Here is a 25813-nt window from a genome sequence, read left to right on the forward strand (position 1 = left end):
TACCGAGATTTTTCTAAATCAATGTTACTTGATTAGTGTCATTTTCTTGCTGATGGTCTGATTTTCAGCGGTAAGCCGGTATAAGTAGATACCTGATGACAAGTTGCTTGCGTCAAAGTTAACGGTATGCTGACCTGCATTTAAGCGCTGATTGGTAATGACAGAAACCTCTTGTCCAAGCATGTTATATACGGTCAGTGTTGCCTGCCCCGCTTCAGCCAGTGAGAACGTGATCTCAGTGGTTGGGTTGAAAGGGTTCGGATAATTTTGCTCAAGTCCAAACTCGGCAGGATTAGAGTCGATGGTTTCATTAGAAGTAACCATACCGCGTTCAATATTAGCGGTTTTTGGTTCACTTGCTGTCTCCTCACTTCCATCGGTTACCACAACGCGGTGATAAACGGTTGCAGAACCTCCGACCGTAATTCCAAGATCTCCAAGCAGGCCATCAAGAGTTTCAAAGGTAGTCTGGAATGATGTTTCCATTCCTACATTGGCATTAACTACGATATTTTCGAAATCGGCATCCGTAGATAGTTGCCAGATGTAAGCCAGCTCGTTACTGTTGGTGTCACTGGCAGCATCCCAGGTAGCTTCAAACATGGTGCTGCTTTCACCTTCCAGCATCAGGTTAGCACCATCAGCCGGTGCAGTAATTTCAGTCATGCCCGGTGCGGCATTGGCTGCAAGCAAAACTTGCCCGCGAAGCTCTCCACCGTTGTAGTTTTCACTATGGATATTCACATACATTTGCTCTTCGAAAAGCGCATCTTCCTGATTGGACTCCAACTCAAACATATTATTTGAGGCTACAAATACGCCGGAAGTATCACTTTCTCCAAGGGTGATTTCAATAGGTAATGCAACATCGCCGTTTTCAGCAACCGAGCCGATGTGGAGATGTCCACCGCCGGCAATACTGGTAGCTACGGCACTGCTCAGGCCTTGAAAGCCACCGCTAAGCATAATGTTACCATTGCTCATATACTCAACGGTTGCTGCACCAGAAGCAGAACTCATGATGGGCTGTACTTCATGAATACCTGCCAGATTGGTGTGAAAATATGCAGCTGCATCACCTAAAACTTGTCCCCGGATTTCGCCGCTTCCAATATCCACGCTATGTACATTTACATACATGTTACGTGCAAATAATTCAGCTTTTTGATCGGTGGATAAGGTATACATGTTATTTTCGGCAGCATAAACACCGGCTCTCATCTCAGCATCCAGATCAACGGACAGGGTAACTTCAACGCCACCATTTTGTCCGGCATGCCCAAGATGCAGATGTGAACCTACATTACTGTTGAAATCAGATTCTAATCCTGCAAAGGAACCGGTTACCACAAGGGTCTCTTCATGAACTTCAAGTACAGCGGCTCCCATGGCGTCTGTAGCTACAGAAGGTTGCTCTGCACTGCCTGAAAGTTGTGCAAAAAAGGTGGTTGCGCCGGCTGGCACTACCTGGCCGCGCAATTCTCCGGAAGCATATTCCGTGCTGTGGATGTTTACGTAAAACTCACGGTTCATCAACGCTGTGCGTTGCTCGCTTGTCAGTTCAAAACGGTTCTCAGATGCATGATAGCTTCCTGATAGTCCGTCTTCGGCAACATCTGCATTTAAAGAAATAGCTACGCTGCCATTGGTTCCCGCAGGAGCAATGTGTAGATGTGAGCCTCCGGCTACATCAGCGTTAAAAGAACTGCCCAGATTGGAGAACGATCCGGATACAAACAGGGAATCTCCGACCAATTCGAATATTACGGAGCCGCTGGCCATCGTGCGTACAGAGGGTACTTCAAATGCACCTGAAAGATTAGCGCGATAGTAAGCGTCAGCTTCGGGTTGCAGCTGGCCGCGTAACTCTCCACCGGTGTAATTTTCCGAATGGATGTTTACATAAAAGCCACGAGCCATTAAGGTATCAACCTGACCGGCTGTGAGTTCAAAGGTGTTTTCGCTGGCAAGAAAGCTGCCTCCACGGTTGTCGGCATCCGCTGAAACGGTAAGCGGAAATAGTACACCGCCGTTTGAACCAGCCATTGCAGTGTGGATGTGCGCTCCACCTGCAATATCGGTTGCAAGGTCGCTGCTAAGTCCCTCAAAATTTCCCTGAACGGTTAATTCGTTACCGGTTAGGGTAGCGGTTACTGAGCCAGTGGCCATCGAGGTGATGGGCGTGGCTTCATTGCTTCCGCTTAGTTGCGCTTCAAAAGTGGTTTGGGCCGATGCCGAAGAGTTGACTCCGAACATCATAGCTATTCCTACCACCATACTAAGTAGTATCTCTTTTGATAAATTCATATCGATTTTAGGTTTGGTTAATATTTATTCTGTCCTCATAGGGAGGTGATTTCACTCTTGACTACGAAGATTAAAACAAAGCGGATGGGGAATTAATTTAGTTTTTTGGGAATCAGTGGATAGGTAGTGTGCACCCGACATAACAGGCTCATATTTGTCCTGCAAAAAGAAAAGCTAGAAACTTAGTTATTTATTGGTTCCAACCGAGGGTTTAAAACCCTGCACTTTAGTATTGTGAAGAAATCTAATGCTAAAATCATGGAGTCATTCAGAGGGTACTCCCGAAGAACCTTAGCCAGAAAATGATTACCAACCTACCATTGGCAACAGCGCTTGGACTACTGGAAAAGTGATTTAGGAATGCATTACTGATGCTCTGCAAAATCTAACATCTACAAGCATGACCGTGTGGAGAGTAGAATGTCAATCCAAATCCATACATTTTTAGTGCAGGGTGATTTAGTATTTGAAGAATGAGACTATATGCTCTTACATATTGCCAAGCAGGTACATGTCGCCGGTGGGTTGGGGCATGCCGCCTTTGGGTTCCATCGTAATGGCAAAAGCACCTTGGTTAGCGGAACTGCTCAGCTGTTCAATTTTAAAGAAATTATCACGTTCGGGATCATCAACAGAAAAAACACCGGCACTTATAGGCTGCCCATCCAATATAAACCACAACTGATAATCCTTATCACTGGGCACGGATGGAATATTAGCAACCTGCAGCAGTGCCCGTCCGCCCTCTTTATCCCAAACGACTTTACCATACCCATTAGGACTCATTTCTTCGGTGCCGTCCATCATTACCAGGTCAACATCGCGGGCTTCCAGAATGGTTAACAATTCTTCCTTCTGTTGCACTTCGGTTTCAAGGCGCTGGATGGCAGATCGCTGTTGTGAGATTAGTTGCTCACTGGATTGTAGCTGATCCTGCAGGGATTGGGAATAGTAAAACAATCCAAGTGTAGCTGCTACCAGGATAAAGGATGCCGCAACCGCAACACGGTACCAGCGCATTTTGTGCACAGGGGCACGTGTGGCTCCGGATTCTTCAATCTTATTTAGTAAGGAAGTCTTTAGCTCCTCAGGTGGGGTTTCCAGTTTAGTTAACAGCGCCATCTCTGCGGCAGCTGCTTTCATATCTTCAAATAGTGCCAGTTGTTCCTCACTGGCACTGGCCAACAATTGCTCAAATTCCTGTTTTTCTTCTTCTGACAGGATATTGAGCACATAACCGGAACATAACTCCTCAAATCTTTCGTTTTCTGTGCTCATAGTTCCAACTCCTTTGACAAAATCTCCTTTAATTTCATCATTCCATCTCGAATCCTGGATTTAACCGTTCCCAGCGGTATTTCAAATTTGTCAGAAATTTCACGTTGGCTCATTCCTCCAAAATATGCTATTTCTAACATTTTTCGCTGCTTATCCGTTAGTTTATCCAATGCATCACGCACCCGTTTTGCCCGGTCCCGGAAAATGGTTTTTTCCATGGGATTGGCTTCCTCGGTGTATAGCGGGTGATAGACATCTTCATCATCAAGGCTTGTAGATTGCTTTTTTTGTTCTTTGTATACTTTGGAGCGCAGCCGGTCGATGGATTTATTTCTTGCCAACGAAACAATCCATGTATACACGGTTCCGCGTTCCAGATCATAACTGTCTGCTTTTTGCCATACGTTGATGAATACTTCCTGAAGGGTGTCTTCAGCCTCTTCTTGTTTTTTTAGGATGGTGCGAATCAACCCAAAAAGCAGGCGATTATAATGGTCATATAATTCGGAAAGGGCGGAAGCATCACGCATTTTAATACGTGCCATTAGCTCGCGGTCTCTTTCCTCGTCCTTCGTCAGGATTTTGCCAATCGCCGATAATATGAAAAAAAGCATAGGTTCTGTGAGTTATTATACGCAGGCAAGCCAAAACCGGATTGACATCCTGAATGATTATTATCCTAAGAAAAAGAAAAAAACCGGATTAACCCAATGCCTTCTGTATTGCTGTTTTTCCTGAAATTGGTGCTTTACAACTGAAATCCTGGCAAATGTATACCGTAGGCTGTCCCTCATTTTTCTTTTGGGATGAAGTATAGCTGGCTATACCGGCAAGAGCATCCCGGTTTTCGTTATGGATAAGATGAAAGACGGAGAAAGGGGAAAGGCTCTTCCTAAACTCATTCAGTATCGGGGCTGCTTCTTCCGGTGTTGCACAGAGTGTGATTTCCCGCGCATCCGCATGTAAGAATTGAACAGCCTGCATAGACTGGGTGATGCTGGCGCCTGATCGAATTAAATCGGCGGAGAAAGCCCGACCGGTTTTATCAGCATATTCTTCAAGCTCGGTATTACACGTCAAACGGCTAAGGCGAATCAGGTTTAGCATAGCAGTTGAATTGGCTGAGGGCAGGGCCCCGTCAAAAATTTGTTTCTGCCGGCCGTACACCTGGTCTTCATCGGAGATACTTGCATAGAAACCGCCTTTGTCTTCATCCCAAAAGAGATCAATAAACTGCTGATTCCAGTCAGATGCTTTTTTCAGGTACTCAGGATTCCATGTGCTTTCATATAACTCGAGGTAGGCCCGGATAAGAAAAGCATAATCATCGGCCATAGCTGGAATGGCGGCATCGCCGTCTTTATACCGGTGCAGAAGATTTTCTTCATCAACTAAATTCTCTTCGATAAAACCAATGGCTTTCTCTGCAGCTTCAATAAACCGTTCCTCATTAAAAGCAAAACCCGCTTTTGCTAAAGCGGCAATCATCAACGCATTCCAGTCCGTCAAAATCTTATCGTCCAAAAATGGACGCTCTCGTTTTTCGCGTTCCTGAAATAGCTGAGAGCGGATGTTTGCAAACCATTGCTCTTGTTCGGAGTTCAATGGTTTTTGAAGATGTGGGATATTGGCTCCGGTTCGCTTTCCGGTAGCTTCTTCTGCAAAGTTTCCATCTTCCTCAAAGTTGAAAAGGGCAGCAAAGTTTCCAGCCTCTTCAAGCGATAGGATGTCGGCAAGCTCTCCTTCTTTCCACACATAAAACTTACCTTCTTCGCCTTCGCTGTCGGCATCTTCGGCAGAATAGAAAGCGCCCTCGGTATGGGTTAAATCACGAAGTACATATTCCGCAATTTCATACACCGTTTGTTTGAATAGTGGATTCTGTGTGGCTTGCCAGGCTTCGATATAGGCCATCATCAGCAGTGCCTGATCGTACAGCATTTTCTCAAAATGAGGCAATAGCCACTGGGCATCGGTGGAATAGCGGTGAAAACCAAACCCGATATGATCCCAAAGTCCGCCTAAGCGCATTTTTTCTAACGTGGTGGTAACCATCTCGAGAAAACGGGTTTCACCGGTAAGCTTCCATTGCCGGAGCAGAAACATCAGGTTATGAGGGCTGGGAAATTTCGGAGCTTCGCCAAAACCACCATGCTGTTCATCAAAACGCTGGGCAAATTGCTCAGCCGCAAAATCGGTGGCTTCGATTCCGGGAAAAGAGCCGCTTTCAAACTCTTGGGAGCGACCAAAGCCTTCCCTGATTTTATCAGTGGCTTTCTGTACCCGTTCGGGTTGATTTTGCCACATGCCCTGCACGCCTGGAATCAACTGTCGAAGCCCGATTCGGTTGGCCCGGGCTTCTTTGGGAATATACGTACCTGCAAAAAAAGGCTCCTTGTCCGGTGTCATGATGATATTCAACGGCCAGCCGCCTTGCCCCGTAAGCATTTGGCACACCGTCATGTAGGTACTGTCGATATCAGGCCGTTCTTCACGATCTACTTTTATATTTACGAAAGCTTCATTCATGAGGTCCGCAATTTCGGGATCTTCAAAACTTTCATGGGCCATCACATGGCACCAGTGGCAGGTAGCATAGCCAATGGATAGGAATACAGGCTTGTTTTCCGCCTTGGCCTTTTCAAAGGCCTCATCACCCCATGGATACCAATCCACGGGGTTATCGGCATGTTGTTGCAGGTAAGGACTTTTCTCGCTAGCGAGTTTATTGGGCATCGAAATCTTTTTTGAACCGCTGACTATAATCTACAATGAAGCGGTCGTATTTAGTTTTCATTAAAGGGGAGGTGATAAGAAAATCAGCTGATGAGCGGTTACAGGCCATAGGAATATTGTACACAATACTAATTCGCTGCAGGGCTTTCACATCTACATCGTGTGGCTGGGCTTGCAGGGGATCCCAGAAAAAAATCATTACGTCAATTTCATTTTGAACAATAGCCGTACCAATTTGGAGGTCTCCGCCCAAAGGACCACTTTTGAAGGCAAAAACGGGCAAGTCTAATTTCTTGGAAACCAGAGATCCGGTAGTACCTGTTCCAAAGAGGTTGTGTTCAGAGAGATGTTCCCGGTTATATTCGGCCCAGTCCAGCAGATCAGCTTTGCGGTGATCGTGAGCAATCAGCGCAATATTTTTTTTGGGTTTCATGGCCTGTATGGAATCCTTGATCATTGGATTCGATTTCTTTGCTGACATAATCTTTTCGTTGGTTTAGGATGATATTCAGGGCAAAGATGCAAAGCCTGAGGCAATTATAAAAGCATATTTAGCAATAATTTGAGGTGGTAACGCTTTTTGTTTTTTATGGAAGATTGGGGGGTGATATAGTGATAAGTTTTTAGCGGTGAGTTTTGAGTTATAGAGTAGGATTTTCATGTTCAGCACTCAGCACTCAGCACTCAGCACTCAGCACTCAGCACTCAGCACTCAGCACTCAGCACTCAGCACTCAGCACTCAGCACTCAGCCCGAATCACGCAACCTGTAACCCGTAATCCCAGCTCCTAAATAACCAGACGCATAGGTGGGCGCTCAAGGCGAATCTGTTTTACTTTAAATTCCTCATCATCAAAACCCTTGAGCTCTTTCATGCTTTCTTTAACGAAAAAGGTTTTGGAGTTTTTCTCGAGATAAAGCTGCACATCAGGATGATTGAAAACAGCTTCAGAAACCATAATTTCTTTCTCAGAGGCCAGGTCTACCATCCGGGATGCAATATTAACGGTAGTGCCAAAATAGTCGATGCGACCATTAAGGTTTACGGCCGTGCAATCGCCAAAATGGACTCCGGCTTTAATTTTGAAAGCTTCGCCGACCGGGGTAGAGGTTGTGAAAATTTGTTGAATACGCTGAACCGCTTTAAGGGCTGATACCGGTTCGGAAAACACAGCCATTACCGAATCACCGATGGTTTTTACAATACCACCCCGTTCTTCGGCTACAATATGCTGGATAATCTTAAAGTGCCCCATCACGCGACCAATTGCGGATTCGTCCCCTTCCTGAACATACAATTCGGTGGAGTTCATCAGGTCGGTAAACAGCATGGTCACCTCAGAGGCTTTAACCTTGCTGGTGTCTTTCAGGGTTTCTTTGGCAAACAGGGAAATAAAGTCGACTGAAGAACTGACTTCGCTGGCGTAAATGGCTTCTTCCTTCCAATTCAGTTTTTCAAGATAACAAACCACCTTCTTGGAGGATTTGTTTTTGATAATCAGGTTGGGTTTGCAAGATAATGTGATTTCCTGGCCATTCAGCTCATCATCGGTCAGGTGGATCGTAATGTTTTCGGCGCCATCATCCCGCACGTGGAATTTCAGATGGCCATCATGTTGCATGGAACGGAATACATAGGTGCCTTCAGATAATTTAACCTGAGGGTAACGTTCATCTCCAATTTCCAGATATTGCTGAACCTTACGGTGCGGCTTGGAACCCGGCCCGCCCAGGCAATATTTCTTGTCAGCTACTTTTCTGATAAGCGGATGGGGAGTAAAAACGAGATGCATGTTGCGGTTGAAATCCAGGGCGTAATCCGCTTCACAATCATCACAATACAAATGCACCCGAACATCTTTCATCTTCCTGAAATTATGCTTGGGTGATTTACAATGTGGGCAGCATACATCCCAGCTAAAATCGAGGATATCCAGTTTAGCCGCATGCAGAAACACGTTCAGGACCGAGTATTTCTTTTCTCCCCAATACTCAGCAAGGGTGTAGGGGTGAATTCGTTCTAAATCGTCATCCTCAGCATATCGTAACAGATCAACCAGTCGGTCAGCGATACGTTTGCGTTTACAAACGTCGATCAATTTTTCTTTGAGGAAACCCAGCTTGCGGTCAACGCCCCGCTGCAGTTTAGACTTATTGCTTAGTTCGTAAGGTCTTAAGTCTTGAGAAAGACTCTCCTCCAGTGTATTCATATACTGGGTAAGCTTTCTCTTTACAAAAGACTCGATATAAAATTTCACCAGCAGAGAAAGATACAGGCTGGATGGAGTTACCTTGATTTTAAAGACAATCTTAGTGCCATTCTGGGTGCCGGTGAGTTCGCAAAAGATATCGAGGTCTTTCATAATCCCCATCTTGTAATACCTTTTCATCCCGTATCGGTAAGGATATTCCCAGGTATAAGGCTCTTGCAGCCAGCTTACGTAAGATTTGAGATTGTTGTGGCTCAGCTCTAAAAAACCTTTGGTGGTATTGCGAGAGAGGGAAGTCTGTTGAACCGGGGTGGCGCCTAATTTTTTAAACAGACGGTTAGTATCAGATAGATACGGCCATAGCTTCTCAGGTGTGGCCTGGAGAGAGTATTGCCATTGGTAAAATTGCTGTTGTCCTTCTTTCATTCTATCTAATCCTGTAACTCTATTACAAAAGGTTCGAATGTTGATATTTGAACCCTTATCTTAGGTTTCTACAAGTAAAGAGTTACTGACACCCTAAATGTTACAAAAATTTTAATAAACGATTATAATTAATGGCTAAAGAACGAACACTCACCATTCTGAAACCCGATTGTGTACGCAAAGGACTCATTGGAGAAGTAACCAAACGCATTCAGGAAGCTGGATTTGACATCCTTGCGATGAAAATGACCCGACTTACTAAAGATACCGCAGGTGGATTTTACGCGGTGCACAAAGAGCGTCCTTTTTATGATGAACTCTGTGAGTTCATGAGCAGCGGTGCTTGCGTGCCTATGATCCTTGAAAAGGAAAATGCCATTGCTGATTTCCGCGAGCTTATTGGCGCTACCAATCCTGATGAAGCGGACGAAGGAACCATCCGTGCGGACTTTGCCGATAGCGTGGGCGAAAATATCATCCACGGATCCGATTCTGTTGAAAACGGCAAAATTGAAGCCTCTTACTTTTTTGCTGAGTCTGAAGTGGTAGCTAATCAGGCCTAATAGCTTCCAGCTTTTTTTCTTTAAAAAGTTTGATTAACCCTGCGATATAAACCGTGGGGTTTTTTTATGTCGAAGATTCTCAAACCACCGGGCGTAATTAGTATTTCCTAATATTTGAATAGAGAAAGGATTATTTGTTTTAAATGGCTTTTTTTTATGAGCAGGCTTTAAATGACAACACTAATTTAACAGCACAATTCTACAAAGCTTAACATTTTAAGGAACTGGTTTTAGGGATTTTATCAACTAAGGGACTTTAAACACTTAATCATGATTATGAAAACGTTTACGAATTTTCTTTTTTCAATTGTAATGCTTCTGGGTTTTTCGATGGGGGTGATGGGGCAGGATATATTATTAGATGATGATTTCGAATCTGGCAATCTAAATAATTGGACAGATGCCGCGTCAGATTGGGAAGCTTCTACTACAAGTCCGCTCAATGGAACATATTCATTAAAACATGCTCTGGATAGAGTTGAGTCTGAGAGTACTATTTATACATCTATAACAGCCAGCGATTTATCTACAAAAGTTACTATATGGCAATTAAATTTGAAGAACGGAAGCTGGGACCCATCAGGAGGCAATGATTTTAGTTTTGTTTTGATGGCAGATGAGTCTGATCCAAGCAGTGAAACGCTAAATGGTTACGTAGTTGGTATTAATTTTAGTGGAACTGATGATCTTTTAACTTTATGGAAAATTACAGGTGGGAGTGCTAGCTCGTTAATTACTACTGAATTTGATTGGGGTAGTGGCGATTTAGTAGGTATCAAAGTAGAGCGAAGTAGTTCTGGAGACTGGCAACTATTTTATGATAATGATGGTGATTTTGATAACCTAACGTTAGGTGGTTCTGCAACAGACACTGATCATTCTACATTTTTATATTCTTCCATTTTCTTCGATTATACAAGTACAAGAGCAGGGGAACTTTGGATTGATGATATATTGATTCAGCAAAACGATGAGACTGTTAAGGGGGAGCCTGCCGATTACCCTTCGACCTTATCAGCAACTGGTTCAATCAAGTCTGTAAACTTGAGCTGGACCGATGCCTCAAGCTCACCCACTCCAGATGGGTATTTAATTAAAGCCAGTGATACAGGTTTTGGGACTATTACAGATCCCGCAGATACAAATCCGGAAGCAGAGGATACGGATATTTCAGATGGAATAGCTGCACTTAATGTATTGCAGGGGGCTGAAGAGGTTTCCTTTTCAGGATAACAGAAACAACCACCTACTATTTTAAAATCTATCCATATACAAATTCTGGAAGTGATATAGATTATAAAACAGATGGAACCGTACCTGAAGCCCAGGCAACCACATTGGATACTCCTGATATAGTTTTAAATGAATTTTTGGCAGATCCACCGGGAGGCAGTGAAGGTGATTTGGAAGGTGATGCAAATAATGACGGAAGTAGAAGCTCGGATGACGATGAGTTTATAGAATTTGTAAATACCGGGAATTCAGATCTCGATATTAGTAACTGGATCATTGAAGATGCCGGAGGAACTACGCACACTTTTAGTGATCCAACCATTCTAAAACCTTTACAGGCTGTGGTAGTTTTTGGTGGAGGAAGTCCTTCCGGAGAATTCGGTGGAGCTTTAGTTCAAACAACAGGTTCTTTAAGTCTTTCAAATACGGGAGATGACATCGTCCTTAAAAATGATTCAGGAATAGAAATCATAAATTATACGTACGGTAGTGAGGGCGAGGATAATCAGTCTTTAACTAGAAATCCGGATTTATCTGGGAACTTTGAAAAGCATACCACTGCTGATACCGAGGACGGCACTGCCTTTTCCCCCGGTACACGTATTGATGGTTCTACTTTTCAGCCCTCTGTAACCATCTCCGGCGATGCCGGTTGGCGCCTACTTTCATTCCCTGTAACGGGTGGCACGGTAGAAGACATTTCTGATAATACAGCCATACAAGGCATTACCGGCGGTGATAATCCTGATAATGACGCTAACATTATCTTATATAAATCAGGTACTGACTTTGGAACTCCTACTAACGCGAGTACAGCCATCGGTGATGGGTATGGGTTTGCTGTTTATTTCTACAATAATTCTGTAGCAGGAAGTTCTCCTTTGCCTATCACGCTGGATGCTTTTGGGAGTGAACCGTCAAGTGATGTTACCGTTGATTTGAACGATGCGGATGACTATACCCTGGTGGGTAATCCATATGCTTCCAATTATGATTTATCTCAGGTTTCTGCTGCAGGAGGAACCATTCAGAATGTGATTCATTTCTGGGATGATAACAACAATACCTATGTAGAGCAGGATCGCACCACACCATTTATCGTAAGTGACTGGCAGGGTTTCTGGGTAGAATCTCAGGACGGAGCTGAAAGCATTACGTTCCCCACTTCGGGTAAGACTTCTGATTCTGCTACTCAAAGTTACTTTGCAAAAGCAAAACAGCAGAAAGCAGATATTCACTTTACGTTAAGCTCCGACCAATCACTCGATAAAGCTATTCGACTTAGTTTCAGAGAACAAGCACTGGAGGGATGGGACGTGGATGATGCTTCTAAATTCATTCCGATGGTTGCTAATTATGCGACTATGGCTTTTGTAGGAACGGATGATAAGCCTCAATCTGTATTATCACTTCCAATGGATATTGATGAATCCTATGAGATCAGTCTTAGAGAGTCGATTGTGGGGATTGAAAAAGGCACCTATACATTTAGCTGGGAAGGATTGGAAACTGTACCTCAGGATTTCGAAGTGCTGTTGCATGATTATGAAACCGGCGAAACACTGAATATGCGTGATTACAGCGAGTACGTGTTTGAGGCCGAAGCAACGACCATGCCCAAGCAAATTGCTCAAAGTTTTTCTGAGCGGCCTGTAGCCCGTATCCAAAAAGCGAAAACAGAAGAGGCCGGCCGCTTTGGCATTTCTGTGATTTCTGGAACATCCGTGTCAAACGAAGAAGTAGCTGAACCCCAAAAGTTTGCACTTGATCAAAATTATCCGAACCCATTCAACCCGGTTACGAATATCAAATACTCTATTGCAGAGTCTGGTCCCGTTCAACTATCAATATTCAACGTTATGGGACAAAAAGTTACTGATTTAGTAGCTGAAGATATGAACCCGGGAACTTATCAGGTAAGCTGGGATGCCTCAAACATGGCAAGTGGCGTTTATTATTATCGTCTGCAGACCAATGCAGAAGTGCTTACTCGTCAGATGACACTCATTAAATAATTCAGGATTACTAATTAATAGTTGATTTCCTAATATCAAGATTATGAAAACTACAATTTACATCGTACTAAGTTTTGTTTTTTCGCTGCTGTTAATACAATTGTTAATGGCCCAGCCGCCAGGGTTGCCTCAAACTCCCTCACAAGCCCCCATCGATGGAGGCCTGGCATTACTTGCTGCTGCGGGGGGAGGATATGCCCTTAAAAAACTACGTGACCGCAAGAAAATGGATGACAATATTGATATGTAAGTTGTCAATTTGCCCTCCCAATAATAGAAAGGTTCGGTTGGAGCCTTTCAGATACTGAAATATTTTTGAGCTGTCCATCTAAAGCTAATTAGATATTTATATCGGTTACCAAATCAAATGCTTGCTTTATTTAAAATTGTTGGAATAATTGCGTATATTAGCCAATTGTAAAATTCATTAAGCCGCAGACGCAATATCTAAGCTTTCCGTACGTCAGTTTAGTAAAGCTTGAAGGACATATCATCTGCGCAAGCGCATTCGCAAACATTCATTAAATCAGATTAAACAGTGGCAAAAAGTTCTGGAATCTCTACCCGCGAGTCAGAGTCATTAGATCGCTATCTGCACGAAATAGGCAAAGAGAAACTAATTACCCCGGATGATGAAGTCCGGTTAGCCAAAGAAATTCAAAAAGGTAGTCAGAGAGCATTAGAAGACCTCACCAAAGCTAACTTACGCTTTGTGGTTTCGGTTGCTAAGCAATATCAAAACCAGGGACTCTCCCTCGGTGATTTGATTAACGAAGGAAACCTCGGCTTGATTAAGGCTGCCAAGCGTTTTGACGAAACCCGTGGTTTCAAATTTATTTCATACGCCGTTTGGTGGATTCGTCAGTCTATTTTGCAGGCACTTGCAGAGCAAAGCCGTATTGTACGCCTGCCGCTAAACCGTGTTGGTGCTCTTAACAAAATTGGTAAAGAGCTTTCTAAGCTGGAGCAGGAATACGAACGTGTTCCTTCTGCTCACGAGCTTGCTGAAAGTCTTGAGATGAGCGTTGGTGAAGTTGCTGATACTCTTAAGATATCAGGTCGTCACCTCTCTATGGACGCACCTTTTGCCCAGGGCGAGGATAACCGTCTGCTGGATGTGCTCGAGAACGAAGAAATTCCTAATCCCGATTTCGATCTGATGGGTGAGTCCCTAAAAGTGGAAATCGAGCGGGCATTATCTAAGTTGACAACTCGTGAGGCCGAAGTGATTCGTCTGTATTTTGGAATTGGACGAGAGCACTCGCTTACACTTGAGGAAATTGGCGAACGCTTTGATCTGACTCGCGAACGTGTTCGTCAGATTAAAGAAAAAGCACTCCGTAAGCTGCGTCATCACAACCGCAGTGCAGCACTGAGAGCATATCTCGGGTAATAGCCACTTACATATTTACTGTTTTCAGCCCTGTGTAATATCGATTGCACAGGGCTTTTTTTATTGATTTAGATTCCAAAAGATCAACACTATAGCTTAGGACTCTTAGAGCAAACATAAAGCTGAATAGCATCAAAAAAATCTAAAGAGGACTTATTATAGTCCAATTGATTGCGTTACATTTAGGTTATGAGAAAAATACTTGCCATTATATTCATATTAATTGCGCTTTCTCAATTAGCGGAGGCACAGCGCTATCCTTTTCGCACCTATTCCATTGAAGAAGGATTGAGTGAATCGGTAGTGTATGATATTGCACAGGATGATGAGGGGTTTATATGGCTGGCTACTGGTTATGGGCTGAACCAGTTTGATGGGGTTCGCTTTCAGAATTACTTTGAAGAACAGGGTTTGAACAGCAGCCGGATTCGCTCTCTACACAAAGGAAACGACGGTCGAATTTGGATTGGCTCGGAAGCAGGTGTTAACTATTGGCAGGCTGATAGTATCTATTCAATAGATGTATTGGCTCCACTGGAAAACACTACAGTGATAAGTATTTTTCAGGACCGATTGGGAGATATGTGGTTTGGTACCGATGGAAGCGGAGTATGGCAATTAAGAGATGGATCCATATTAACCCAATATTCAACCAGCAATGGGCTGGCTAATAACAGGGTACGGGCAATAGCAGAATCGCCAGCTGGAGATTTATGGTTCGCAACACGGGGAGGAGTAACGGTTTTAAGTAACGGCAACTTTAGAACATACACCATTGAAAATGGTCTGCCTGCAAACCGTATTCGCGATATTGAAATAGACAATAGTGGTACGGTGTGGATTGGAAGCCGTAATGGTTTAGTGAAATTTAAGGATGACTCACTTCAGGTATTCAATACCACCGATGGATTGGTAGATAATTTAATACGTTCTATTTCTATAACAGACAGGGGGGAACTTTGGATTGGCACAGAAGGTGGATTGAGTAATTACGATGGCAGTAAGTTTAGCCGGTTTAACACCTCTTCAGGCTTGTCAAACAATATGATATACTCCTCAATTATCGACCGGGAAGGGAATATATGGCTTGGAACCTATGGAGGAGGCGTAAGTTTGTTTTTGGGAAATTATATAGCAAGTTACGATGAAGAAAACGGCCTCCCCAATAACCTGGTTACCACTTTTGCTGAAGATGGAGAAGGTCGGCAGTGGATTGGAATGTATGGTGGCGGGATTGTAGCTCTTGAATCAGAATCTTTTGAGGATTATGGCAAAAATCGTCAGTTGCCGGATGATCAAATATACAAGTTGTTTACAGATTCAAAGCAACGTATGTGGATTGGTATGAGAGAGGGGCTTGCCAGATTAGAAGATGACGAAATTAGCGTTTTTAGTGATGAAGAGTTTCCCTTCAGAAAAGTACGTCATATTCTGGAAGCATCTGATAGCTCATTCTGGATTAGTACCTATGATGATGGTATAGTACGGTACAAGGAAGGCAATTTTGAGCAGATTACTACGGAAAATGGGCTGCCTAATAACACGGTTTTGGCTGCTGTGGAAGATAACGAAGGTGCCATCTGGATAGCTACTTACGGGGGAGTGAGTAGATATTTCAACGGTGAGTTTCAAAATTTTTCGTTGCAGGATGGTTTGCCAAATAACGGGGTAATGAACCTTCTAAAAGATGAAGAGGGCCGGATATGGGCTTCAACATTTGGGGGTATTGCTTGGTTTGATGGCCAACGTTTTAGAAGTATTACCACTGATGACGGATTACCGGACCGGGTGTGCTACTTTATTGAGCAAAGCGAGGACGGTTACTACTGGATTGGAACCACAAATGGAGTAGTCCGTTTCGACGGACAGGCTTATCTCAATGATGAAGTAAATGAACAGGACCAGCCTGTCTTTCAAGTTATCAATAAGGAAATCGGGCTGGTTGCAGATGAATTAAATCTGGGCGCGGTGTATGAAGACTCAGAAGGCCGGCTTTGGTTTGGAACCGTAGAAGGCTTTAGCCGTTTTAACCCGGATTTGTACAAACAAAATCCAGCTCCTCCCATTGTTCATATTCGTGGGATTAATGCCTCGGGTAGAGAGTATCAACCCGGAAAAGAATTCACCTTATCTCACCAGGAAAATTACATTGAAATATTTTATACCGGAATAAACTTCACTTCGCCTAACCAGATTTTGTATGAGTATAAACTCAGCGGAATTGATCCGGAGTGGCAGCAGACTTCATCACGGAGTATTAAATATCCGTCATTGCCGCCTGGAGAGTACACGTTCAAGGTACATGCCAGAAGTTTAAACGGAAGCTGGAGTCCGGAAATTGAAGAGGTCAATTTTCATATCACAGCCCCTTTTTGGATGCAGTGGTGGTTTTGGCTAATAGTTACTTTGATGATACTGGGGATTATTTATTTGTTTTATAACTATTACAGAGCCCGCAAGATGGTTGATATTGAACGTATGCGGGTCCGGATTGCGAGCGACTTACATGATGACGTAGGAGCTAGTTTAACAGAAATTGCCTTGCAGTCCGATTTTCTACAGGCTGGCGATGCAGATTCTGAGTTCAAACAATCGTTGGAGCAAATTGGTAAACAGTGTCGCAAAATTGTATCTAGTTTGGATGATATTGTTTGGTCTATAGATGCCCGAAACGATACCCTTGGGGATTTAACCGATCGTATGCAGGATTACATCTTACACACACTGGAACCCAAGAATATGGTGGTTCACTACGATTTTGATAATCTCAATATGGATAATAAACTACCCGTTGAGGTTAAAGAGAATCTGTATTTGATATTTAAAGAGGCAGTAAACAATATTGCTAAGTACTCTAACGGTGATAAAGTGGACATTAAGATGGAAAACCAAAATGGTAGTTTCGAGTTTTTTATCACCGATAATGGAGATACTGGTAAAAGCACGAAGAAAACCGGTCACGGTTTACGTAACATGGAAATGCGGGCAAAAAGAATTGGCGCAAATATTACTATTGATACTAATGACGGTTTTACCATACAGGTAAAAGGAAAATTACACTCAAACTAAAAACCGGATAAGATGGCAGTTATAGGAATTGTTGAAGACAACAAAAAAATCAGAGATCTAATACAGCGTTATCTTGATATGCAGGATAAAATGGACTGTCCGGTTGCGGTTGATTCCGTTGAGGAAATGCTGGAGCATCTGAAAGAGCATCAAAAGCCTGATGTTATTTTGATGGATATTCAGCTGCCGGGGATGTCGGGTATAAAAGGGATGGAAATCATCAAAGAAAAATACCCTGAAATCGAAATCATCATGCTGACGGTTTACCATGATTCTCACAAAATCTTTGATTCCCTGAAAGCAGGCGCATCCGGTTATCTGTTGAAGCATACTTCTTTACCTGAAATTAAGGAATCAATTGAAAGCCTGTTGAAAGGTGGTGCCCCGATGTCACCACAAATCGCCCGTAAAGTGATCTCACATTTCAATGAAGAGACGCCCAAGAAAAATGAGAACAGTGCACTTACCAATCGTGAACAAGACATCGTAAATGGATTGGTGGATGGTCTCAGTTATAAAATGATTGCTGATCGCTACGATATTTCTATTGATACGGTGAGAGCGCATATCCGGAACATCTACAAAAAATTACACGTTAATTCTAAGGCCGAAGTTATAACCAAATCTTTGCGTGGCGAGATCTGATTTCACATTAACATGTTATACAATGTGAGATTGTGTACTTGTATTTTAGATACAGAAACCTGAGCCAAAGTAGTAAATGGAGCATATTATGAAACGTTCGATACTTCCCAACTTCCTGACGATAGCCTTACTGCCCTTATTATTTACAGGCTGCTACACGCAATTACAAACTGCAGATCGGTTTCCCGTAGAGGAAGATCGTTACACTGATTACTATGCCTGGGATGGTTCGGAGCAAGCACGAGCTGATACCAGAAATCAGGAAACTACTGCTCAGCCTTATACATACACCAATCCACAGCAGGAAACGGGCTATTATGATGAAGATGTTTATGTGGATCAGGAATTGGCACTCGAACAGGAAGGTATCTACTACAAAGATTTTGAAACCGCACAGTGGTACAAGGATCATTACGCTGATAAATATTACTGGATGGGGTACGATGACGGATACGACCGTGGCTACAATAAAGGATACACCCATGCAGTAGACGACTACCTTGATTATTACGTATATGGTTACACTCCCTGGAGCTATCACCGTTGGTACCGACATAATATTTACTACTCCAATTTCTTCAATCCAAACTTTTATGACTACGGACCTTATTTAGGAGTAGGTTTTTATCACGGATATGGTTATCGCTGGAATGCAGGTTATTACTGGGGATTTAATTATGGTTACCGCATGCCAGGATATTCCTGGGGATACTGGGCGCATCCTTATTACACCAGTGTAAGCGTGTACAATAATTATCACCGATCAAAAAGATATAGCAGATCTTCAGACTTATACAGAAAAGGTCCAAGAGGTAACGGGCTGGTCAATAGAGAGTCCCAAATAAGAACGCGATCGGGTTCAGCCACTAATACAAATCGAAATACGTTACGCTCAAGAAGTGATTTGACGGAACGTTCACGAAGCTTATTAAATGGCTCAACCCGTACTCGTTCAACCGGTCGTACAATTAATTCAACCGGTATAACCCGAAGCCGAGACCGATCTACCACTGGTACAAATGTCAGAAGCAGAGGTACATCAACTATCGACAGCAGAAGCAGAACTACAGGCCGTAGCATCAATTCAAGAAGTGGTTATAATGGCCGTTCCGGTTCTTCTGTAAACAATAATCGCTCACTACGAGTGAACAGAGATGTGACTCCGTCAGTTAGCGACGTTCGATATAGCATTCCCACCCGTAAGATTAAAATGCGTAGCAGGGATGTGACTCCCAGCAGGTCCTCATTTTCAATAGATGATTACTTTGAAAGTAAAAGAAGACAATTGGATCGATCTTCATTTATGGATTCCAGAAGCAGAAACACTTCAAGAAGTACGGATATTCGTTCAAACAGATCGAATACGAGCCGTCCAAAAATTAACCGAAGTAGCAGTCGCTCCAGTTCGCCTAAGATTAAAAGAAGCTCCTCTAGCTCTAATTCTCGCAGCCGGGGTTCCAGTTCTTCCTCATCTTCTTCAAAAAAGAAGAGAAGCAGAGGCGGTAACTAAAAATACCTGCACCCATTAATTTTCACTTAGCCTAGAACAAAATGAAGAGGATATTTTTCCTTTTAATGCCCTTGGTGTTTGTGTTCAACACCGCTTTAGCCCAAGACGGGCATAACCAATTCTCATATTCAAATCTCGCATTACAATACAGCAGCTATAACCTTGATGGCAGTGGGAGTTCTAACATGTATCCCACGGTGGCTAATGCCAACGGCTATGGAAGCTATCTTCAAAACTCGGCCAGCGCTGCACTGATGAAGCAGGATTTCATGAGTTTTAGCTTATACCATCAACAGTCCGATTACGAAAACTCCTATTTGGGTAATAGCCTGAATACCAGTGAGCAAGAGACGAAACTGGGAAATATTGGTTTTGTCTATCAGTTTCCTGTTAGCCAGGGTAGTTTGGTGATTGGAGCCGGTTACAACCGGGTGAATAACCAAAGCGGAAACTTTCGGGTAAGCGGGCGTAACAATCAGAGTACGATTACCGATGCATTTAAAAACCCGGGGAGTGATTATTTTGATCTCGCTTTCGAAACCTATGCGATTGATTATGGAGATGTTGATTCTACCTACTTTGAGTCAATATTTCGGATTGGATTTACACCAAACCAGTATCCGGGGATTAATCAGGAAGCGAAAATTTCGTACGAAACTGATTTAGGAGAGTATTCTTTCTTCCTGGGGACTGAATTTCAGAAAAACTTATTCATTGGAATATCAGGTGGATTGGTCACAGGTTCCTACAAGTATCGTCGTGATTTTCTGGAGACCGATTCTCAGAACGACTATGCAGGAAATTTTATCCCATCTGATGTATCGGAAGAAGGAACGGATATTTATCAAATCTTAACCCATGATGAAATTGATGCAGATATTACCGGTTTCGATTTTCGTGTAGGAGCAATTTATAAATTAACTCCTTCGTTCAGTGCGGGGGTAGGTGTGTTGTTACCTTCTATCCTGAGGGTAGAGGAAGACTATTACGCTTCTATTGAAACAGAACTGGATGATAATTCAACTCCTTTTTTCTACGATATATCCAATGAACAGGATTTTAATTACCGCATAAGAAAACCGGCGCAGTTTAATGTAGGAATTGCGGCCACCGATTTGAATGGTTTTGAATTTGCAGCCTCCGCTGAATACACGGATTATGCAAATTTAAGTCTTGATTTTATCTCTGATTCAGATACCGATTTTTCTGGTGAAGTAGTTTTAAGAGAGCAACAGGCAGCCTTAGACAGTGTGATGAATGCTGATTACAAAAAGGTAGTAAATATTAAACTCGGCGCGGGTTATAACTTTAACGATGACGTAAAAGTTATGGCCGGATACGCCTTTCTCCCAGGTCAAAGTAAAAGATATGAAGCTGATAAAAATGTAGTATCAGCAGGTATTAAAGCCAGAATTTTTGAAAATGTGGAACTGAATTTAACAACTCAGTATCAATTCTGGCAAGACCGGTCTGAGCTCTACAATTACTATGATTTTGATGGATTCCAACAGTCTGAAACAATGTCTCATGAAAATTCACGGTTGAATATTCACGCAGGCATAAAATTTATTTTTTAGCCTCACTGATTTTATAGTTCCAACCCATGTAGCTGAAAAAAGGTCTTTTGATTAAGGCCTTTTTTTCTTTTTAGATGCTTTTCTGATAGCTCGCAGTTTTCTTTTTTTGGGTAAAATAATTCAAAATATATCTATCGGTGGTTTCAACTAAGAGCTGAATGCCCGTTATTTGAGCAGAAACTTCAATCAACGGGATTTTTATGCGATTTTTTAAAAATGTCAGCTTTTTGCTGATAGTACTTGGCTTTATTTTTTCAACTTCTTTGAAGGCACAAGGCGTACTTACCTTCCAGGATGTAATGAAATTTGAGGATATCGGGGATATTGAGCTTTCGGCTGATGGTAGTTGGGTGGCTTATGAAGTATGGCCCGACCGCGGCGATGGGGTGGTAGAAGTGAAGAGCACTGATGGCCGCCAGACTTTTACCATTAACCTGGGAGCTTCCCCTAAAATCACCCCGAAAGGAAAATGGGTGGCTGCCGAGCGTAAAGTGCCCTTGGCCGATCAGCTAAAAGATAGTAAGGATAAGCCTCAGCCCGGACTCTCTGTTTTGTCTACGGCTGATGGAGGAATAGTGCAGTTTGACAGCGTAAAAGCATTTCAGTTTTCGGAAGATGGTAAGTGGTTGGCTATCCATCACCTGCAAAGCAAAGAAGTGGAAGAGTTAAAATCTGAGAATAAGAAGCTTGGCTCGGAGCTGGTGCTTCGTGAGTTAGAATCGGGTACGGAATTTAGCTTTCCTTTTGTGCATGAAGTGGCGTTTGATAGTCTTTCCAATTACTTGGCGTATTCAGTGGTAGACACCACGGATGAAGAAAACGGGCTATTCTTATTTGATTTGAATACCGAAGAAACCATACCCGTAGATGCCAGTGCAAGCGGCTATTACACCAATCTGACCTGGGATTATGATCAACAAAAACTGGCGTTTACCAAGGCAAGCTATGATACTTCGTATGTAGAAAGTGATGCCTCGCTGCATGTGTGGAATGCCGAAAATGAATCACTAACGACACTATTTTCTGAGGGAGATGCGAGTGATGAATTTGTCCTTCGATCCAACAATGAGCTCACATTTACTAACGATGGCAACCGTCTGTTTTTTGGTTTGATGGATGCCGAAATGGCTGCGATAAATGCCCAAAAAGAGGAAGAGAATGAAACTCCGGCGGTGTATGATGTTAATGATATTGTGGAAGAACGCGGTTTGGACATCTGGCACGGCGATGATTCCCGAATCAAACCTCATGAAAAGAAAAGCTGGGAGTCGCGCAAAAATCATTTATACACCGCGGTGTATCTCTTAGATAAAAACGAGTGGGTGCAATTGGCTGATCACGAGATGCCGGACCTTCGAGTGGCTCATAATCCCGACGTCGTACTTGGCAGTTCTCAAGAACCTTACTTAAAGGAAATGACTTGGGAAGGCTTTTTCAATGATTGGTATCACGTGGATTTGGAAACCGGCGAGCGTAAGCTGATTGCCGAAAAATTATCGGAAGGAGCGTATCTGTCGCCGGGAGGGAAGTTCGTTGTGTACTACGCTGACAAAGACTGGCACTTGCTCGATATCGGCTCTGGAGAAAGCAGGAACCTGACTGGTGATCTTGAGGTGCCATTTTATGATGAAGACCATGATTATCCATCCAGAGTACCTGATTATGGATTAGCGGGCTGGATTGAAGACGACCGGGCCGTGCTGATTTATGACAAGTATGACGTCTGGCGCTTTGAAACCAATGGAGGGGAACCCAAAAACATTACCGGTGGGGAAGGTCGGGAAAACAAACGAATCTTTCGCATTGAGCGGATGAATAAGAAATGGGACGAAGCCTTTGCTAACAACGAAGAGCTGCTGTTGACTTCTTATCATGATTTGAACAAAAACTTTGGCTTTTACTCTGCCCATGCCAATCGCTCTGGAGCAAGCCGGTTATTGGAAGAAGACAAGAAATTCACCTTTGTGGAGAAAGCCAAGGATGCCAATGCAGTGCTATATAAACGGGAGGCGTATGACGAATTTCCAAACATCTGGGTGGCTAATAACTGGGAGTTTAAGCAAACCGAGCAGCTGACAATCCTGCATGACGATCTCAAAGAAAAATGGAATTGGGGTAGTGCCGAGCTGATCGATTGGCGAAGCGTGGATGGAACTTTTATCCAGGGGATTGTCATCAAGCCGGATAATTACGATCCTGAGAAACGCTACCCCATCATGACCTATTATTACCGGTTTTTCACTAATCGCTTGCATGATTTTAACGAGCCAAAAACAAACCATCGCCCGGTGTTTGCCCAATACGTGAGCGACGGTTATGTAGTATTTCTTCCGGATATTCGGTTTGAAATCGGTAGACCCGGTTTTGCGGCTACCAAGAGTTTGGTGCCGGGCATTCAAAAACTAATTGAAATGGGGATTGCCGATGAGGATAAACTGGGGCTGCACGGACATTCCTGGAGTGGCTATCAGACGGCCTTTATGGTTACCCAAACGGATATTTTTGATGCAGCGGTATCCGGCGCCCCGGTCAGTAATATGACGAGTGCCTACAGTGGCATTCGCTGGGGATCTGGGCTGGCCCGTCAGTTTCAGTATGAAAAAACACAAAGCCGTATTGGAGAAACGCTGGTGGACGCTCCGCTCAAATACATCGAAAATTCTCCGGTATTTTATGCCGATCGCATCAAAACGCCCATGTTGATTATGCACGGGGATGCCGATGGGGCCGTGCCGTGGTACCAAAGCATTGAATTGTATCTGGCTATGCGCCGTTACAATAAAGATGTGGTATTTCTGCAGTATCATGATGAACCGCATCATCCCCAAAAATTTCCGAATAAATTGGACTATGCCATTCGAATGAAGGAGTATTTCGATTATTACCTGAAGGGTGTAGGCCAACCAGATTGGATTTTGGAAGGAGAGGCTTATAGCGGCGAGTAAGCCTCTGTCACAGTAGTCAGAAAATGTTCTTCCCTTCGAGATTTGTAGAAGCGGGCATATTAATAGGATCTTTGAGGATGTCCTGGATGTACAGACGTTTTACAATGATCATACCGCAGGCTACAAGGGGCATGGCTAAGAGCACGCCCAAAAATCCAAGTAGATAGTAGAATAAAAACTGGCAGGTTATGATGAGCACCGGCGGGACTGATATGGCTCTCCGGTGAATCATCGGGGTGATAAAATAGCCTTCAACGCACTGTACAAAGGTGTAAAAAATAGCCACGTAAATGGTTAGCTCAATCCCCTCGGTTATGGCAAGCAGCAGGGTAGGGATTGCGGCAATAATGGGGCCTAAGTTTGGGATGAAAGTCATTAGCGCTGTAAATATTCCCAATAACAGCGGGTAGGGCATGCCTAACAACCAGAGTCCCAAGGTAGTTAGCGTACCCAGAATTAACATTGAAAATACCTGTCCCACCAGCCAGCGTTGGATGGTTAGCGAAATTTCATCAATAATTTCATTCACGCGTTGTCTGCGGCCGGGAGGGAAGAGCCGAATAAAGCCTTCGGTATATAATTTAGGCTCTGCCGCAATGTAGATGGCAGTAATGAAAATGAGGAAAAAGGCGGCAGTTATAGTGGTGAGGTTGCCAAAGAAATTGAGGATGCTTTTGGTCATGTCATAATCCTCACCGGTTTGATCGGTTTCATCCTCAAAGAAATCACGGAAGTGCGGATTCTCCTGGGCCAGTTCTTTGCCCCATCCGTATGGACGGATTTGTACTTTTATTTCCTCCCATTTTTCGGGTACTTCTTCGTACAGCATTTGTCCCTGTTGATACACCCTGGGCCCCAACAGGTACGCCATCCCCATAAACAAAGAAACCACGAATAGGACAACGCCGGTTAACGAAAGGCTTTTAGGTAACCCGGTTTTTTTGTAGATAAAATCACGGGCGGCACGAAAAATAACACCGAGTAGAATACCTGCAAAAATGACTAACAGAGTATCTATAGCACGGCCTACAAACATCAATAGCAGCGTTATTGACACTACGATTAGCACAACAATTAAAACCTTTTTCAGGAAAGAATACGTGTGGTTAGCTCTCTCTTGCTCTTGATCCATTAATACGCTGTTATGTGTCGTTTAGAAGTTTGTGTATGTGATTTTTTTAAGGATAATTCTCTCTGTGGTTATTCCATGGCGCAGACCTGGAATCTTTTTTTGTTAAATATCAAAAGTTGACCTCAAAACAACTATTAGCTCTCGGCTTTTTCGGGGATGCCCTTAAAGCTCTGATTTGTCCGATTTCTACTAACTTCTTTCTCGAACGCAGGTTAATTAGAATATCCTTCTACTTCTTTTAATAACTCAGAATCCAGCTGATGTTCCGAATCGTGGTGATGGAGTACAGAAACATCCCCGGTAGCCTCCATAACGACGGCTTTTACCTGGCTCAGTTGGGTGATATTGGCTTCCCTTAATTTCGCCCGTAGATCATCGTGAGTAACTTTAGCCTTCTGCATGTTTTTCTCGATGATGTGGGTACCGTTCATTAACAAAAGAGGCTTATTGTCAACGAGGTCACTTATAAAACTGGAATGATTTCGGAGGGAGGCTACCGACATTTGCAAAGCGTAGAGTATCCCAAGCGCAATCATTGCCTGCAATAAAGGCGGACTTTTAGTCAAAATAGTGCTCGCAATGATGGAACCGATAGCTACGGTTATGGCAAAGTCGAAGCTGGACATTTTGGAAAAGGAACGAAGTCCGGCAATCCGTGTATAAATGATAAGTGCGACATAGATCCCTATGCAGGAAATGAGAACCATTAGCAATGAGGTTGGGGAAGTATTGATCCAGGAAAAGTCCATAAGTCGTGGTATTGAAGTAAGTTTA

The 25813-nt window shown here is 43.3% G+C and carries 18 protein-coding genes; 10 read left to right on the top strand and 8 right to left on the bottom strand.

The window, feature by feature from the left end:
• Positions 1-24: 24 nt before the first annotated feature.
• The 6 genes from FN815_RS10850 to FN815_RS10875 all read right to left on the bottom strand — a co-directional run bounded on the left by FN815_RS10850 (position 25) and on the right by FN815_RS10875 (position 8957).
• Positions 25-2307: a CHRD domain-containing protein gene (locus FN815_RS10850; RefSeq protein WP_246075244.1), complete on the bottom strand. Its 2283-nt coding sequence runs from the start codon at positions 2305-2307 to the stop codon at positions 25-27.
• 489 nt (positions 2308-2796) lie between these two features.
• A complete protein-coding gene (locus tag FN815_RS10855; protein ID WP_142454666.1) occupies positions 2797-3585 on the bottom strand; it encodes an anti-sigma factor in 789 nt (262 codons plus the stop codon).
• A complete protein-coding gene (locus FN815_RS10860) occupies positions 3582-4199 on the bottom strand; it encodes a sigma-70 family RNA polymerase sigma factor (RefSeq protein WP_142454667.1) in 618 nt (205 codons plus the stop codon). The genes FN815_RS10855 and FN815_RS10860 overlap by 4 nt, the downstream gene beginning before the upstream one ends.
• Positions 4200-4287: 88 nt before the next feature.
• The gene (locus FN815_RS10865) at positions 4288-6321 is read right to left on the bottom strand and encodes a thioredoxin domain-containing protein (protein ID WP_142454668.1); all 2034 of its coding nucleotides are present in this window, start codon (positions 6319-6321) and stop codon (positions 4288-4290) included.
• A complete protein-coding gene (locus FN815_RS10870; protein ID WP_142454816.1) occupies positions 6311-6754 on the bottom strand; it encodes a methylglyoxal synthase in 444 nt (147 codons plus the stop codon). The genes FN815_RS10865 and FN815_RS10870 overlap by 11 nt, the downstream gene beginning before the upstream one ends.
• 355 nt (positions 6755-7109) lie before the next feature.
• Positions 7110-8957, bottom strand: a complete 1848-nt coding sequence (locus tag FN815_RS10875; protein ID WP_142454669.1) for an adenylate/guanylate cyclase domain-containing protein — start codon at positions 8955-8957, stop codon at positions 7110-7112.
• Between the two features lie 131 nt (positions 8958-9088).
• On the opposite strand from FN815_RS10875, the gene ndk reads away from it, so the two are divergent.
• From ndk to FN815_RS10925, 10 genes are all read left to right on the top strand, one after another.
• The gene (ndk, locus tag FN815_RS10880; RefSeq protein ID WP_142454670.1) at positions 9089-9520 is read left to right on the top strand and encodes a nucleoside-diphosphate kinase; all 432 of its coding nucleotides are present in this window, start codon (positions 9089-9091) and stop codon (positions 9518-9520) included.
• Positions 9521-9796: 276 nt separating this feature from the next.
• Positions 9797-10753, top strand: a complete 957-nt coding sequence (locus FN815_RS10885) for a hypothetical protein (RefSeq protein ID WP_142454671.1) — start codon at positions 9797-9799, stop codon at positions 10751-10753.
• 104 nt (positions 10754-10857) lie between these two features.
• The gene (locus FN815_RS10890) at positions 10858-12768 is read left to right on the top strand and encodes a lamin tail domain-containing protein (protein WP_281286796.1); all 1911 of its coding nucleotides are present in this window, start codon (positions 10858-10860) and stop codon (positions 12766-12768) included.
• A 43-nt stretch (positions 12769-12811) separates the two neighbouring features.
• On the top strand, positions 12812-13018 hold the full coding sequence (locus tag FN815_RS10895) for a PID-CTERM protein-sorting domain-containing protein (RefSeq protein ID WP_142454673.1): 207 nt from the start codon (positions 12812-12814) through the stop codon (positions 13016-13018).
• A 288-nt stretch (positions 13019-13306) separates the two neighbouring features.
• A complete protein-coding gene (locus tag FN815_RS10900; RefSeq protein ID WP_020402403.1) occupies positions 13307-14161 on the top strand; it encodes a sigma-70 family RNA polymerase sigma factor in 855 nt (284 codons plus the stop codon).
• A gap of 189 nt (positions 14162-14350) precedes the next feature.
• Positions 14351-17230: a ligand-binding sensor domain-containing protein gene (locus FN815_RS10905; RefSeq protein ID WP_142454674.1), complete on the top strand. Its 2880-nt coding sequence runs from the start codon at positions 14351-14353 to the stop codon at positions 17228-17230.
• Positions 17231-17242: 12 nt separating this feature from the next.
• The gene (locus FN815_RS10910) at positions 17243-17875 is read left to right on the top strand and encodes a response regulator (protein ID WP_142454675.1); all 633 of its coding nucleotides are present in this window, start codon (positions 17243-17245) and stop codon (positions 17873-17875) included.
• Positions 17876-17963: 88 nt separating this feature from the next.
• The gene (locus FN815_RS10915) at positions 17964-19385 is read left to right on the top strand and encodes a DUF3300 domain-containing protein (protein ID WP_142454676.1); all 1422 of its coding nucleotides are present in this window, start codon (positions 17964-17966) and stop codon (positions 19383-19385) included.
• Between the two features lie 41 nt (positions 19386-19426).
• A complete protein-coding gene (locus FN815_RS10920) occupies positions 19427-20962 on the top strand; it encodes an outer membrane protein transport protein (protein ID WP_142454677.1) in 1536 nt (511 codons plus the stop codon).
• 200 nt (positions 20963-21162) lie between these two features.
• On the top strand, positions 21163-23907 hold the full coding sequence (locus FN815_RS10925; RefSeq protein ID WP_142454678.1) for a S9 family peptidase: 2745 nt from the start codon (positions 21163-21165) through the stop codon (positions 23905-23907).
• A 16-nt stretch (positions 23908-23923) separates the two neighbouring features.
• Here FN815_RS10925 and FN815_RS10930 read toward each other — a convergent pair whose 3' ends face one another.
• Together FN815_RS10930 and FN815_RS10935 are read right to left on the bottom strand one after the other, a co-directional pair.
• The gene (locus FN815_RS10930; RefSeq protein WP_142454679.1) at positions 23924-25039 is read right to left on the bottom strand and encodes an AI-2E family transporter; all 1116 of its coding nucleotides are present in this window, start codon (positions 25037-25039) and stop codon (positions 23924-23926) included.
• 212 nt (positions 25040-25251) lie between these two features.
• Positions 25252-25788 carry a DUF421 domain-containing protein gene (locus tag FN815_RS10935; protein WP_142454680.1) on the bottom strand — a complete coding sequence of 179 codons (537 nt, stop codon included), beginning with the start codon at positions 25786-25788 and terminating at the stop codon, positions 25252-25254.
• Positions 25789-25813: the final 25 nt, after the last annotated feature.

It is taken from the genome of Gracilimonas mengyeensis, from assembly GCF_900182705.1.
Classification (GTDB): Bacteria; Bacteroidota; Rhodothermia; order Balneolales; family Balneolaceae; genus Gracilimonas; species Gracilimonas mengyeensis.